Raw genomic sequence first — 12,207 nt, 5'->3', positions numbered from 1 at the left:
ACAGTATAAACTGGTTTTTTATACAGTAAAGTACTGGATGCAAAATCAGAACAATTTTTTTGACCAGCCAAGCTTCGAGCTTAATGTGTTGAAATAGCTGTAATCTTTCGGGTGAATCAAGTTCAGGTGGTAATCACACCGGCGAATAAGAACATCTTCACCTTCCTGGATTGGCAGCGCGATCTGGCTGTCGCAGCTGATCTCCAGGTCGTTACGGCGGTGCGAGAAGCGCAGACGTATCGTACTGTCGCCGTTAATCACCAGCGGGCGCGCGGAGAGCGTGTGCGGGAACATCGGCACTAGCGTAATAGCATCCAGAGAGGGCGTCAGGATCGGGCCGCCCGCAGAAAGCGAGTAGGCGGTTGAGCCGGTCGGGGTGGAGATAATCAACCCGTCAGAACGCTGGGAAAAGGCAAAGATTTCGTCGATATAAACTTCGAACTCAATCATGTGTGCCACTTTGCCGGGATGAAGCACCACCTCGTTAATCGCGGTGCTGATGCGCTTCTGACAGTCCTGCTGGCACACCTGCGCTTCCAGTAAAAAGCGTTTTTCGCTGATATAATGACCTTCCAGCACGTCGGCCAGCTGTTGCTGCGCGTTGTCCGGGTCGAGGTCGGTTAAAAAGCCGAGATTGCCGCGGTTGATACCGATGACCTTGATGTCATAACGCGCCAGCGTGCGTGCCGCGCCGAGCATGTTGCCATCGCCGCCCACCACCACGGCGAGATCGGCCTGTTGGCCAATTTCCGCCAGCGTGCCGGTTTTGACGCTCTTCAGCTGCAGTTCCTGCGCAATTTGCTGCTCGACCATCACTTCATAGCCTTTGCTACACAACCAGCGATACAACATTTCATGTGTCGTCAATGCGGTAGGGTGACGCGGATGCCCGACGATCCCAATACACCTGAAATGATTATTCATTTTCTGGAGGTCCTTGTGCCTGATGAATGATGACAATCTCTCTTGTTCCCTTGAATCCAGGAAACTGATCCCCATAATAAGCGAAGTTAGCGAGATGAATGCAGAAAAACGCGGAGAAATTCATGAGTAGTAAAGAACAGAAAACGCCTGAGGGGCAAGCCCCTGAAGAAATTATCACGGAACAGCACGATGAAGTTGAGGCTGTAGAGCCAGACGCATCTGCTGAGCAGGTGGACCCGCGCGATGAAAAAATTGCGAATCTGGAAGCCCAACTGGTAGAAGCACAGAATCGCGAACGCGACACCGTTCTGCGCATCAAGGCGGAAATGGAAAACCTGCGTCGTCGTACCGAGCAGGACGTTGAGAAGGCGCATAAATTTGCGCTGGAGAAATTCGTCAACGAACTGCTGCCGGTGATCGATAGCCTCGACCGCGCGCTGGAAGTGGCTGACAAAGCGAATCCGGACAACGCGGCGATGATCGAAGGTATCGAACTGACGCTGAAATCCATGCTCGACGTGGTGCGTAAGTTTGGCGTGGAAGTGATTGCGGATACCGATGTGCCGCTGGATCCAAACGTTCACCAGGCCATTGCGATGGTGGAATCTGAAGAGATTGAAGCCGGTAAAGTGCTGGGCGTGATGCAGAAAGGTTACACCCTGAACGGCCGTACCATTCGCGCTGCGATGGTGACCGTGGCGAAAGCGAAAGCCTAATTTGCTATCTGTAGTGCCGGGTGGCGGCATTCGCCTTACCCGGCCTACGTTTTATTCAGCAATACTTTCCCTAAGTGGCGTAACGGGCAGCACCTTCACCTGCTTAATCATATTGTCCTGCACGTCCAGGATATCAATATCGTACTGCTCAATGCGCACCCGCGTGCCCGCCGCTGGGATCTCTTCAAGCGCTTCCAGAATCATCCCGTTCATGGTACGAGCTTCATCTTCCGGCAAATGCCAGTTAAAGGCTTTGTTGAGTTCACGGATGTTCGCGCTACCGTCAATCAGCACCGAACCGTCGTTCTGCGGAGTCACTTCCTCCGCGAGGGAAGGGGACATCGATGTGGTAAAATCTCCGACAATCTCTTCCAGAATATCTTCGACCGTCACCAGGCCCTGAATATCGCCGTACTCGTTGACCACCAGGCCGACTTTTTTCTTGTTGCGCTGGAATTTAACCAGCTGCGTGCTGAGCGGCGTACCTTCCGGCACGTAGTAAATCTCGTCGGCGGCGCGCAGCATCACCTCTTTGGTGAACTCTTTTTTCTCGGTCATCAGACGGTAGGCTTCGCGCACGCGCAGCATGCTGATGGCGTCATCCAGCGAGTCGCGATAGAGCACGATGCGCCCGTGCGGAGAGTGCGTCAGCTGGCGGACAATGGCTTTCCAGTCGTCGTTGATGTCGATACCGACGATTTCGTTGCGCGGCACCATGATGTCGTTCACGCTCACTTTTTCCAGATCCAGCACCGACAGGAGCATATCCTGATTGCGCCGGGAGATCTGCGAGCGGGATTCGTTCACGATGGTGCGCAGCTCTTCTTTGCTGAGCGCGCTGCTGATAGTGACGTCGGCTTTGATCCCCACCATCCGCATCAAAACGCGCGTGACCATGTTCAGCAGCCAGACCAGCGGCATCATCAGGATCTGCAGCGGCGCCAGCAGGAAGCTGCTCGGGTAGGCCACCTTTTCCGGGTAAAGCGCGGCGATGGTTTTTGGCAGTACTTCGGCAAACACCAGCACCACAAACGTCAGCACGCCGGTGGCAATCGCCACCCCGGCATTGCCGTACAGGCGCATCCCAACGATGGTGCCGAGGGCTGAGGCCAGAATATTGACAAGGTTGTTGCCGATAAGCACCAGGCTTATCAGCCGATCCGGCTTGCGGAGCAGTTTTTCAACGCGGCGGGCGGCACGGTTACCCTGTTTAGCACGATGACGCAACCGGTAACGGTTTAAGGTCATCATGCCGGTTTCCGAGCCGGAGAAATAGGCGGAGATGACCACCATGACGATCAGGATAACGATCAGCGTGGTGGTAGAGATGTGTTCCAGGGGGAACTCCTTTTATAACTTAGCCAGCAAATTGCTGTATGAAGCGGCTGCCAAAATAGGCAAGGGTGAGAATGCCCGCACCCGCGACGTTGAACCAGACGACGCGACGACCGCGCCAGCCTTCATGATAATGGCCCCACAACAGGACAATATAGACAAACCACGCGATGATGGAGAGCACTGCTTTATCGATATTCTCCACGCTGAACAGGTTCTTCATGTAAAACAGGCCGGTGCAGAGCGTGAGCGTCAGCAGCACCACGCCTATCTGGGTGATGTGGAACATCTTACGCTCAATGACCATCAGCGGCGGCATTTCATGGTTGAACGCCAGCTTTTTGTTTTTCAACTGGTAATCAATCCAGGCGAGCTGCATGGCGTAAAGCGCGGCGATGATCAGCGTTGCATAGGCGAACAGCGACAGGCCGATGTGCACCAGCATCCCCGGCGTCGCCTCCAGATGCGTAATGAATTCATTAGGCATAAAGGTGGCTAAAGCCAGATTGATCAGCGCGAAGGTATAGACAATCGGCAGCAGCAGCCAGCCGCGATTTTTAGACGCGACGATGGTCATTACCGTACAGATCATCAGGCTGACCAGCGAGCCGACGTTGAGGACGCTCAGGTTTTGCACGCTGCCGTCGCCGGGAATAATGCGTGATTCCAGCGCAAACGCGTGGCTTATCAGTGCGATGACCGCCGAAAGAATAGCCATGCGCCTCCAGCCGCTGTTTTTTTGCAGCAGTCCGGGAATAATCAGCGCGAGGCTGACAGAGTAGGCAACAAGGGCGATCAGTGCGAAAACAGGCATATTGGCATCGACAGTTGTCTTAATAAGAAAGAGAAGCAGTATAACGTTACGTGACGCCTGCTCCAACCGTTGCATAACAACAAAGGCGCCTTCATGTTATACTCCGGCAAAATTCTGTGTATGTGTCGCTCAATGCGGCCCAACGTTTCTACTCAGGCGAGAGACAATGTTTGATAATTTAACCGATCGTTTGTCGCGCACGCTGCGCAACATCAGCGGCCGCGGACGCCTTACTGAAGAGAACATCAAGGAAACGCTGCGCGAAGTGCGCATGGCGCTGCTGGAAGCAGACGTGGCGTTGCCGGTTGTTCGAGATTTTATCAACCGCGTAAAAGAGAAGGCGGTTGGTCATGAAGTTAACAAGAGCCTGACCCCGGGTCAGGAGTTCGTCAAAATCGTTCGTAACGAACTGGTCTCGGCGATGGGCGAAGAGAACCAGGTGCTTAACCTGGCGGCTCAGCCGCCGGCCGTGGTGCTGATGGCGGGCCTGCAGGGTGCGGGTAAAACCACCAGCGTCGGTAAGCTGGGTAAATTCCTGCGCGAAAAGCACAAGAAGAAAGTGCTGGTTGTCTCTGCGGACGTCTATCGCCCGGCGGCGATCAAGCAGTTGGAAACGCTGGCCGAGCAGGTCGGCGTGGACTTCTTCCCGTCCGACGTTGCCCAGAAGCCTGTCGACATCGTTAACGCCGCGCTGAAAGAAGCGAAGCTGAAATTCTACGACGTGCTGCTGGTGGATACCGCCGGTCGTCTGCACGTTGACGAAGCGATGATGGACGAAATCAAGCAGGTGCACGCTTCTATCAACCCGGTAGAGACCCTGTTTGTCGTTGACGCCATGACCGGTCAGGATGCGGCGAATACCGCGAAAGCGTTTAACGAAGCGCTGCCGTTAACCGGCGTGGTGCTGACCAAAGTCGACGGCGACGCCCGCGGCGGTGCGGCGCTTTCTATTCGTCATATCACCGGTAAGCCGATCAAGTTCCTCGGCGTGGGCGAGAAAACCGAAGCGCTGGAGCCGTTCCACCCGGACCGTATCGCCTCCCGTATCCTCGGCATGGGCGACGTGCTGTCGCTGATCGAAGATATCGAGAGCAAGGTTGACCGCGCGCAGGCTGAAAAGCTCGCCAGCAAGCTGAAAAAAGGCGACGGTTTCGATCTGACCGACTTCCTTGAGCAGCTGCGTCAGATGAAAAACATGGGCGGCATGGCAAGCCTGATGGGCAAACTGCCGGGCATGGGCCAGATCCCTGACAACGTTAAATCCCAGATGGATGACAAAGTGCTGGTGCGTATGGAGGCGATCATTAACTCCATGACGCTGAAGGAACGAGCCAAGCCAGAAATCATCAAAGGTTCCCGTAAGCGCCGTATCGCTGCCGGTTGCGGCATGCAGGTGCAGGACGTTAACCGCCTTCTGAAACAGTTCGACGACATGCAGCGCATGATGAAGAAAATGAAGAAAGGCGGCATGGCGAAGATGATGCGCGGCATGAAAGGCATGATGCCTCCCGGTTTTCCAGGGCGTTAATCGCTTTTGAGATTGCTTTTTGCCCGAAAATGAGTAAAATTTTCGGGCTTTTAATATGACACCCGGGCTCCGTTCCTCGATGGGGCCCGGTTGTTTTATTCACACAAGAGGATGTTATGGTAACTATTCGTTTAGCACGTCACGGCGCTAAAAAGCGTCCGTTCTACCAGGTTGTTGTGACTGACAGCCGTAATGCACGCAACGGTCGCTTCATCGAGCGCGTTGGTTTCTTCAACCCACTGGCCTCTGGCGCAGAAGAAGAAACCCGTCTGGATCTGGATCGTATCGCTCACTGGGTTGGCCAGGGCGCTACTGTTTCCGATCGCGTTGCTACGCTGATCAAAGCAGCAAACAAAGCAGCTTAATCTGTCACGGTGGTCATGATGAGCAATAAAGCACCTGTTGAACCGATCGTATTGGGAAAAATGGGTTCTTGCTACGGTATCCGTGGTTGGCTCAGAGTGTTTTCCTCCACTGAAGACGCTGATAGCATTTTTGATTACCAGCCCTGGTTCATCCAGAAAGCCGGTAAGTGGGAAGAGGTCGAGCTGGAAAGCTGGCGTCACCACAATCAGGACATCATCATCAAGCTGAAAGGCATTGACGATCGTGATGCCGCGAATGCGCTGACTAATTGTGAAATTGTCGTGGATTCGTCGCAGTTGCCACAGCTGGAAGAGGGCGACTACTACTGGAAAGACCTTATGGGCTGCCAGGTAGTCACCACTGAAGGTTACAGCCTGGGGAAAGTCATCGATATGATGGAAACCGGGTCAAATGACGTTCTCGTCATTAAGGCAAACCTGAAAGATGCATTTGGCATCAAGGAGCGGCTGGTCCCGTTCCTCGATGGACAGGTTATCAAGAAAGTCGATCTCGCTACTCAAACCATTGAAGTAGATTGGGATCCTGGTTTTTAAATTCTCCGGATAAACGGTAAAAGACGGCGCTATGTGGATTGGCATAATTAGCCTGTTTCCTGAAATGTTCCGCGCGATTACCGATTACGGGGTAACTGGCCGGGCAGTAAAGAATGGCCTGCTGAGCATCCAGAGCTGGAGTCCGCGTGACTTTACTCATGACCGGCACCGTACCGTGGACGATCGTCCTTACGGCGGCGGACCGGGGATGTTAATGATGGTGCAACCCTTACGGGACGCCATTCACACAGCAAAAGCCGCGGCAGGTGAAGGCGCAAAGGTGATTTATCTGTCACCTCAGGGACGCAAGCTTGATCAAGCGGGCGTGAGCGAACTGGCGACGAATCAAAAGCTGATTCTGGTCTGTGGGCGCTACGAAGGGATAGATGAGCGCGTAATTCAAACCGAGATTGACGAAGAATGGTCTATCGGCGATTACGTTCTCAGCGGTGGTGAGTTACCGGCAATGACGCTGATTGACTCCGTCGCCCGGTTTATTCCGGGGGTTCTGGGCCATGAAGCTTCGGCAACGGAAGATTCCTTTGCCGATGGATTGCTGGACTGTCCACACTATACTCGTCCTGAAGTGTTAGAAGGGATGGAAGTACCGGCAGTGTTACTGTCTGGAAACCATGCCGAGATACGTCGCTGGCGTTTGAAGCAGTCGCTGGGCCGAACCTGGCTTAGAAGACCTGAACTTCTGGAAAACCTGGCTCTGACTGAAGAGCAAGCAAAGTTGCTGGCCGAGTTCAAAACTGAACACGCGCAACAGCAGCATGAACATGATGGGAAGGCGTAATACGCTCCCGAATATCAGTTTACCCAGGATAAGAGATTAAATTATGAGCAACATTATTAAGCAACTTGAACAAGAGCAGATGAAGCAGGACGTACCTTCCTTCCGTCCAGGTGACACCGTGGAAGTGAAAGTATGGGTTGTTGAAGGTTCCAAAAAACGTCTGCAGGCATTCGAGGGCGTGGTTATCGCTATTCGTAACCGCGGTCTGCACTCTGCATTCACTGTTCGTAAAATTTCCAACGGCGAAGGCGTTGAGCGTGTCTTCCAGACTCACTCTCCGGTAGTTGACAGCATTGCTGTTAAACGTCGTGGTGCTGTACGTAAAGCTAAACTGTACTACCTGCGTGAGCGTACTGGTAAGTCTGCTCGTATTAAAGAGCGTCTGAACTAAGATTCGCTTAAGCGACATCCTGTTAGAAAGGGCTGGCCGAAAGGCTGGCCCTTTTTTTATCCCATCGCACCTCTCGCATTAACCCTTTCGTCATAAATCATTTACAATGCTTGCCTCTTGAATGGAGGGGAAGTGGATAACGTACTGCATCAGCCTAACCGGAAACGCGCAGCGGCATTGACCGCGCTGTTTGCGATCCTGCTGATCGTGGTTGCACCCCTTATCTCCGTCTCGCTGCAGAAAGACCCCATGAGCGCCATGCCGGGCATGCATCATGACATGAGCATGATGTCGATGGACGAGCATCACGGCGATATGCCACACACAATGCCGGTCGACCATGCGGAAGCGTGCGGCTACTGCGTGCTGTTAGCCCACGTGCCGGGCGTGATACTCGCGCTGATAGTGCTGCTCAGTATCGTGCTGCAGAGGCTTCGCGTTAAGCCGCCGCGTCAGGCGGTCAGCCACTGGCACTTTTTCCCCTGGCTTTACCCTGATACCCGCGCGCCGCCGCGGCAGTCTGCTTTTTCCCTTTAAAAACTCAATCGATAACTTTTTGCCTTAAAAAGGAAAAGTATGACTACCTGCACCTCGCGCGCGGCATGGGGAAACCTGCTGCGTCGCCTCCATTTCTACGTCGGGCTGTTTGTCGGCCCGTTTATCTTCTTCGCCGCGCTGACCGGTACGCTGTACGTGGCGACCCCGCAGCTCGAGAATGCGCTCTACCGGCACGCGCTCCATACGGATTCCGTGGGCGAGCCGAAGCCGCTGGCGGAACAAATCGCCACGGCGGAAAAGGCCGTTGGCTCAGATTTGCGTTTGCACGCCGTTCGCCCGGGGCTGGTTGAAGGTGAAACCACCCGCGTGATGTTTGCTGACCGGACGCTGGGGCCTTCGGAAAACCGGGCGATCTTTATCGATCCGGTAAGCCTGGCGGTGCGGGGGGATATGACGGTGTACGGCACCAGCGGGATTTTACCGCTGCGTCAGACCATTGATTATCTGCATACCTCTCTGATGCTGGGCGATATCGGGCGGCTCTATAGCGAACTGGCCGCTTCCTGGATGTGGGTGGCCGCACTGGGAGGGATTGCCCTGTGGTTTTATACCCGACCAAAACGCCGGATTAACAATCGCTTCCAGAACCGCCGTCGGGTGCATGTGACGCTCGGCTGGATATTACTGGGGGGCATGCTGCTCTTCTCTGCAACCGGCCTGACCTGGTCCCAGTGGGCGGGGGGGAATGTTGATAAGCTGCGCGCTGAGTTGAACTGGCTAACCCCGCAGGTGAATACGACGCTATCCGGCGTGCCGGAGAGCGTGGATGAGCACGCCGAACACCGTGGCCATCACGGCGGAATGGTGATGCCGGAAATGGCGATGGATCTGACTCGGTTTGACGGTGTGTTAAGCGCGGCGCGTAAAGCGGGGATTGATGCCAACAGGCTGGAGATCCGCCCGGCGAAAACAATGGATCGCGCATGGACAGTGACGGAAATCGACCGCAGCTGGCCGACTCAGGTGGACGCCGTTGCGGTTGATCCCGGTACGATGCAGATCCTCGACAGAACCCGATTCGAGGACTTCCCGCTCATGGCAAAACTGACCCGCTGGGGCGTGGATTTCCATATGGGGATCTTATTCGGGCTGGTGAATCAGCTGCTGCTCGTTGCTTTCGGCCTTGCCCTGTGCGTGCTTATCATCTGGGGATACCGGATGTGGTGGATGCGTCGTCCGGCACAGTCGGCAATGAATCCGGTGCAGACGCTTACTCAGAGCTGGCTGGCGCTGTCAGGGTGGGGAAGAGGTGTTACCGTGGTCATCAGCGCACTGCTGGGGCTGGCTTTGCCGGTGATGGGCGTGAGTCTGGCGCTGTTTGTTCTGATTGACTGGCTGCGCTGGCGAGCGGCAACAGGCGTGTCGCTCACCGAATCATCCGCTAAATAATCCTATGGCGCGCTGATCACCACTGACACCCGGCGGTTTTCAGCGCGCCCTTGTGTGGTGCTGTTGCTCGCAATCGGATATTTTTGGCCTAATCCCCGGGTGGTGAGATTGCTGCGCGGGATATTCGCGCCTTTCGCCCAGGCGTCGGCCACGGCATTGGCGCGTTTTAACGACAGGGCTTCGTTGTAGCTTGCTTCACCGTAATTATCCGTATGACCGTCCATTCGCGCGTGATTCAGGCCAGTTTTCGCCAGACGAGAGGCCATGGACTGGATCTGTGTTTCACTTTCCGGACGCAGTCTGGCGTCATTCTTATCAAAGAGGATGGTGTCCGACATACCAAGCGACCAGTCGCCGTTCAGTTCGTTAAAACCGTATGACTTCATCGCCGCGATTTGCTCAGGAGTAAATTTGCCCTGGGGCGGCGACTGACAGCCTGCCAGAACCAGTGAGGCCATAACTAACGGCGCGAAGTAACGTTTTAACATAGTGTATCCTTTCTAACTTATTGTTTTCGTACGCTGGTTTTTAACCTGGTACATGTTGCGGTCAGCCCTCTCCAGTAATGCTTCCACGGAAGCATTTTCCCACGCCAGAGCAAAGCCAATGCTGAGTGACATCGATGCTTTTTGTCCGTTATGCAGATCAAACGGACGGATAAACTGCTGCGCTAGCGCAGCACAAATGTGTTGAACCTCTGGTTCAGAATGCACCCCGTACAGCACCATGGCAAATTCGTCACCGCCAAGGCGGTAGGACTGATGGCGTTTATCGCCAAATTCCATCATCCTGCTGGCGACTTCAATCAGCACGCAGTCTCCTGCCGCGTGTCCCCAGGTGTCGTTAATAAACTTAAAATTATCACCGTCGAGAAAGAGCAGGGCCGAGTTTGTTTTTGCCGAGGGGTCATTCATTAATGCCGCAATACTGTTACGAAACGCAGCGCGGTTAGCAAGACCGGTGAGCGGGTCGTGCATGGCGGTACGAAGCAGCTGAGCGTTTTTCGCCTGGAGCTTAAGCTGCCACTCCTCCATCTCGTCCAGCAGGCTGTTGAAGTCTTCTCCAAACTGATGGAATTCTTCAATGCGCCCATCTTTCACCCGACGGGAAAAGTTGCGATTGGTGCGGACGTCATGCACAACGTCGGTGATATTTTGCAGCGCAGTGACCATGCCGCGGTGCAGAGACTGGGTAATGGTGAGCGCGACGACGGTTGCAAAAAGAATACAGCCGGTGAGGACGGCAAACGACATCCAGATGAAATGGCTGATAAGGCTGTCACGCGCGGTAAGACGTATTTCACCTATCTTCGCGCCGTTGTGCAGGATGGGCTGCGCAACCGGAACGGGGAAAAGCCAGCGGCTGACCAGCGCCCCCAGCGTGTCGTTATTATCCTTCGGGTTCCAGGACCAGTAGGCAAAGCGCTTTTTATGCCCGTTGATGACTTCTGCTGCGGCAAACTGCCCCTGCTTACCCAGCGCAGCGAGCGTTTCATTGGCCGCCAGTGAATCGTTGAAAACCAGAGAGGCTTCAAGGCTGTGGCTCATTGTGGCGCCGGTTAATTCGAGATTTTTTTGCGCGTATTGTTTTAATGTTACGACCGAGGCAAAACAGAGCAACAGCCATATTAACGTCATTGTGATGATGACGCTTATCATGCTGTTTCGCCTCAGCGTTCTTTTAAAGGTCGGACGCTGCGTCGAGATGAAATCTTTATCCATGCTGCTTATTCCGTGCAAGCATCAATACATCCGGGTTAACCCTGACGCCACTGCGTGTCAACGCATCCAGATTGACGGAAAATCGCACCTGGCCACGATCGATTATCAGGCAAAAGGCGCTGCCAATAACACATTCCGGATTTTGCTCTGAGATTAATAGCAATGCTCTGCCCTGATATTGACTTATTAATTCAAGTTGTTTCGCAGGTGGTTCAGTCCCGAAATAAACAGCATCGCATGTCGCGGCCAGGGCTTCCCGATCGTTACGTACAATAACGGGGGTATAAGGTAACTCGTTATGCCCCTGGTTTTCGCTGAGCGCGTGCGTATAGTGAGAAGTGGCATAGATGCAGAGTTTAGGCTGACCGGAAAGCGACGGCCATCGCGTATAACTCACTATGCCTGAGACAATAGAACGTACCGATTTATCTGTCTCCGAGAGCGCGCCTGCCATCGCCGGGCCCACCATAAGGAACAGCATTAGCACCAGAGTGAGTCGGAACAAAGAGTTCAAGTATAAATTTCTCACCAGAATCCGCCGTACCGCTCCGGAAATAGATGTCCTTAAGAGTTGCGGGCAGAATACCATTGTTTATCAGAACCGTCATTATGTCAGAAATAGCCCATGGCTGACCTAAGCTAAATCCTACAGTTGTTTATTTTCCAAAGAATAAAAGCAGACTTAATTAAGCCTGCTGGAACGCATACTTTCATCCATTCCTTTTTGCCATGACGCATGCAGTTTCGCTGCATTTTCAACAGCATCACAACTGGCTGGATAAGATTTGCCCGCTAATCCCCATGCATGAATAAAGCCTTCTTCACACACTTTCTTCTGACCATCAGCATAGCCGCGAAGATATTCATTACGATCGACGTGGGGGTCGTTAAAACTATCGGCCAGGGTCTGGTTATCTTTAACCGGCAGGCCATTTATGGCGTCTTCTTTACCCGCGCTGAACCAGTCCGGGCTCGTCCAGTTGGGCTGGAAAGTGTAAGGATTAATCTGACATCCCGATAAAAACAGCGACAGCAGGACGAAAGCAATCGATCGCATAACCCTTCTCCTTTTTCTTCAGCATAGCCTGGCGGAAGAAATTTAGAGTGTAATT

At 53.8% G+C, this 12,207-nt stretch carries 15 protein-coding genes; 8 read left to right on the top strand and 7 right to left on the bottom strand.

Going from position 1 to position 12,207, the window contains the following annotated elements; genetic code table 11:
* Nucleotides 1-45: 45 nt before the first annotated feature.
* Nucleotides 46-924: an NAD(+) kinase gene (gene nadK, locus OKF39_RS18045; RefSeq protein WP_008502500.1), complete on the bottom strand. Its 879-nt coding sequence runs from the start codon at nucleotides 922-924 to the stop codon at nucleotides 46-48.
* Between the two features lie 122 nt (nucleotides 925-1,046).
* Here nadK and grpE point away from each other — a divergent pair, with 122 nt between their 5' ends.
* The gene (gene grpE / locus OKF39_RS18040) at nucleotides 1,047-1,640 is read left to right on the top strand and encodes a nucleotide exchange factor GrpE (protein ID WP_032644906.1); all 594 of its coding nucleotides are present in this window, start codon (nucleotides 1,047-1,049) and stop codon (nucleotides 1,638-1,640) included.
* A gap of 51 nt (nucleotides 1,641-1,691) precedes the next feature.
* Here the strand turns inward: grpE and OKF39_RS18035 are convergent, their stop codons facing one another.
* Complete coding sequence (locus OKF39_RS18035; RefSeq protein WP_032644905.1) at nucleotides 1,692-2,978, bottom strand: HlyC/CorC family transporter; 1,287 nt, start codon at nucleotides 2,976-2,978, stop codon at nucleotides 1,692-1,694.
* 19 nt (nucleotides 2,979-2,997) lie between these two features.
* Nucleotides 2,998-3,789: a cytochrome C assembly family protein gene (locus OKF39_RS18030; protein WP_032645009.1), complete on the bottom strand. Its 792-nt coding sequence runs from the start codon at nucleotides 3,787-3,789 to the stop codon at nucleotides 2,998-3,000.
* Nucleotides 3,790-3,955: 166 nt separating this feature from the next.
* Here OKF39_RS18030 and ffh point away from each other — a divergent pair, with 166 nt between their 5' ends.
* The 7 genes from ffh to OKF39_RS17995 all read left to right on the top strand — a co-directional run bounded on the left by ffh (nucleotide 3,956) and on the right by OKF39_RS17995 (nucleotide 9,374).
* The gene (gene ffh, locus OKF39_RS18025; RefSeq protein WP_003863132.1) at nucleotides 3,956-5,317 is read left to right on the top strand and encodes a signal recognition particle protein; all 1,362 of its coding nucleotides are present in this window, start codon (nucleotides 3,956-3,958) and stop codon (nucleotides 5,315-5,317) included.
* Nucleotides 5,318-5,433: 116 nt separating this feature from the next.
* The gene (rpsP, locus tag OKF39_RS18020) at nucleotides 5,434-5,682 is read left to right on the top strand and encodes a 30S ribosomal protein S16 (RefSeq protein ID WP_022649067.1); all 249 of its coding nucleotides are present in this window, start codon (nucleotides 5,434-5,436) and stop codon (nucleotides 5,680-5,682) included.
* A 15-nt stretch (nucleotides 5,683-5,697) separates the two neighbouring features.
* Nucleotides 5,698-6,237 carry a ribosome maturation factor RimM gene (rimM, locus tag OKF39_RS18015; protein ID WP_028014127.1) on the top strand — a complete coding sequence of 180 codons (540 nt, stop codon included), beginning with the start codon at nucleotides 5,698-5,700 and terminating at the stop codon, nucleotides 6,235-6,237.
* A 31-nt stretch (nucleotides 6,238-6,268) separates the two neighbouring features.
* On the top strand, nucleotides 6,269-7,036 hold the full coding sequence (gene trmD / locus OKF39_RS18010) for a tRNA (guanosine(37)-N1)-methyltransferase TrmD (protein WP_047366682.1): 768 nt from the start codon (nucleotides 6,269-6,271) through the stop codon (nucleotides 7,034-7,036).
* 43 nt (nucleotides 7,037-7,079) lie between these two features.
* The gene (gene rplS / locus OKF39_RS18005; RefSeq protein WP_002914145.1) at nucleotides 7,080-7,427 is read left to right on the top strand and encodes a 50S ribosomal protein L19; all 348 of its coding nucleotides are present in this window, start codon (nucleotides 7,080-7,082) and stop codon (nucleotides 7,425-7,427) included.
* A 132-nt stretch (nucleotides 7,428-7,559) separates the two neighbouring features.
* A complete protein-coding gene (locus tag OKF39_RS18000) occupies nucleotides 7,560-7,964 on the top strand; it encodes a DUF2946 domain-containing protein (RefSeq protein WP_479983218.1) in 405 nt (134 codons plus the stop codon).
* Nucleotides 7,965-8,003: 39 nt separating this feature from the next.
* On the top strand, nucleotides 8,004-9,374 hold the full coding sequence (locus tag OKF39_RS17995) for a PepSY-associated TM helix domain-containing protein (protein ID WP_479983217.1): 1,371 nt from the start codon (nucleotides 8,004-8,006) through the stop codon (nucleotides 9,372-9,374).
* A gap of 2 nt (nucleotides 9,375-9,376) precedes the next feature.
* On the opposite strand, the gene OKF39_RS17990 is transcribed toward OKF39_RS17995, so the two are convergent.
* The 4 genes from OKF39_RS17990 to OKF39_RS17975 all read right to left on the bottom strand — a co-directional run bounded on the left by OKF39_RS17990 (nucleotide 9,377) and on the right by OKF39_RS17975 (nucleotide 12,152).
* Nucleotides 9,377-9,862 carry an OmpA family protein gene (locus tag OKF39_RS17990; RefSeq protein ID WP_479983216.1) on the bottom strand — a complete coding sequence of 162 codons (486 nt, stop codon included), beginning with the start codon at nucleotides 9,860-9,862 and terminating at the stop codon, nucleotides 9,377-9,379.
* Nucleotides 9,863-9,874: 12 nt separating this feature from the next.
* The gene (dgcN, locus tag OKF39_RS17985; RefSeq protein ID WP_232948883.1) at nucleotides 9,875-11,095 is read right to left on the bottom strand and encodes a diguanylate cyclase DgcN/YfiN; all 1,221 of its coding nucleotides are present in this window, start codon (nucleotides 11,093-11,095) and stop codon (nucleotides 9,875-9,877) included.
* On the bottom strand, nucleotides 11,088-11,549 hold the full coding sequence (yfiR, locus tag OKF39_RS17980; RefSeq protein ID WP_370528543.1) for a regulatory sequestration protein YfiR: 462 nt from the start codon (nucleotides 11,547-11,549) through the stop codon (nucleotides 11,088-11,090). Before yfiR ends, dgcN begins: the two co-directional genes overlap by 8 nt.
* A 228-nt stretch (nucleotides 11,550-11,777) precedes the next feature.
* Complete coding sequence (locus OKF39_RS17975) at nucleotides 11,778-12,152, bottom strand: DUF2799 domain-containing protein (RefSeq protein WP_248226020.1); 375 nt, start codon at nucleotides 12,150-12,152, stop codon at nucleotides 11,778-11,780.
* Nucleotides 12,153-12,207: the final 55 nt, after the last annotated feature.

This window comes from Enterobacter cloacae complex sp. HYC042_NIDB, from assembly GCF_056673315.1.
The sequence above is the reverse complement of the archived record's forward strand: the minus strand, read 5'-3'. Positions and strand labels throughout refer to the sequence as shown.

Coding starts and splice junctions, on each gene's coding strand:
- ffh (WP_003863132.1), top strand. CDS start 3,956: ATGTTTGATAATTTAACCGATCGTTTGTCGCGCACGCTGCGCAACATC.
- rimM (WP_028014127.1), top strand. CDS start 5,698: ATGATGAGCAATAAAGCACCTGTTGAACCGATCGTATTGGGAAAAATG.
- nadK (WP_008502500.1), bottom strand. CDS start 924: ATGAATAATCATTTCAGGTGTATTGGGATCGTCGGGCATCCGCGTCAC.
- rpsP (WP_022649067.1), top strand. CDS start 5,434: ATGGTAACTATTCGTTTAGCACGTCACGGCGCTAAAAAGCGTCCGTTC.
- OKF39_RS17975 (WP_248226020.1), bottom strand. CDS start 12,152: ATGCGATCGATTGCTTTCGTCCTGCTGTCGCTGTTTTTATCGGGATGT.
- grpE (WP_032644906.1), top strand. CDS start 1,047: ATGAGTAGTAAAGAACAGAAAACGCCTGAGGGGCAAGCCCCTGAAGAA.
- trmD (WP_047366682.1), top strand. CDS start 6,269: ATGTGGATTGGCATAATTAGCCTGTTTCCTGAAATGTTCCGCGCGATT.
- OKF39_RS17995 (WP_479983217.1), top strand. CDS start 8,004: ATGACTACCTGCACCTCGCGCGCGGCATGGGGAAACCTGCTGCGTCGC.
- OKF39_RS17990 (WP_479983216.1), bottom strand. CDS start 9,862: ATGTTAAAACGTTACTTCGCGCCGTTAGTTATGGCCTCACTGGTTCTG.
- OKF39_RS18030 (WP_032645009.1), bottom strand. CDS start 3,789: ATGCCTGTTTTCGCACTGATCGCCCTTGTTGCCTACTCTGTCAGCCTC.
- dgcN (WP_232948883.1), bottom strand. CDS start 11,095: ATGGATAAAGATTTCATCTCGACGCAGCGTCCGACCTTTAAAAGAACG.
- yfiR (WP_370528543.1), bottom strand. CDS start 11,549: ATGGCAGGCGCGCTCTCGGAGACAGATAAATCGGTACGTTCTATTGTC.
- rplS (WP_002914145.1), top strand. CDS start 7,080: ATGAGCAACATTATTAAGCAACTTGAACAAGAGCAGATGAAGCAGGAC.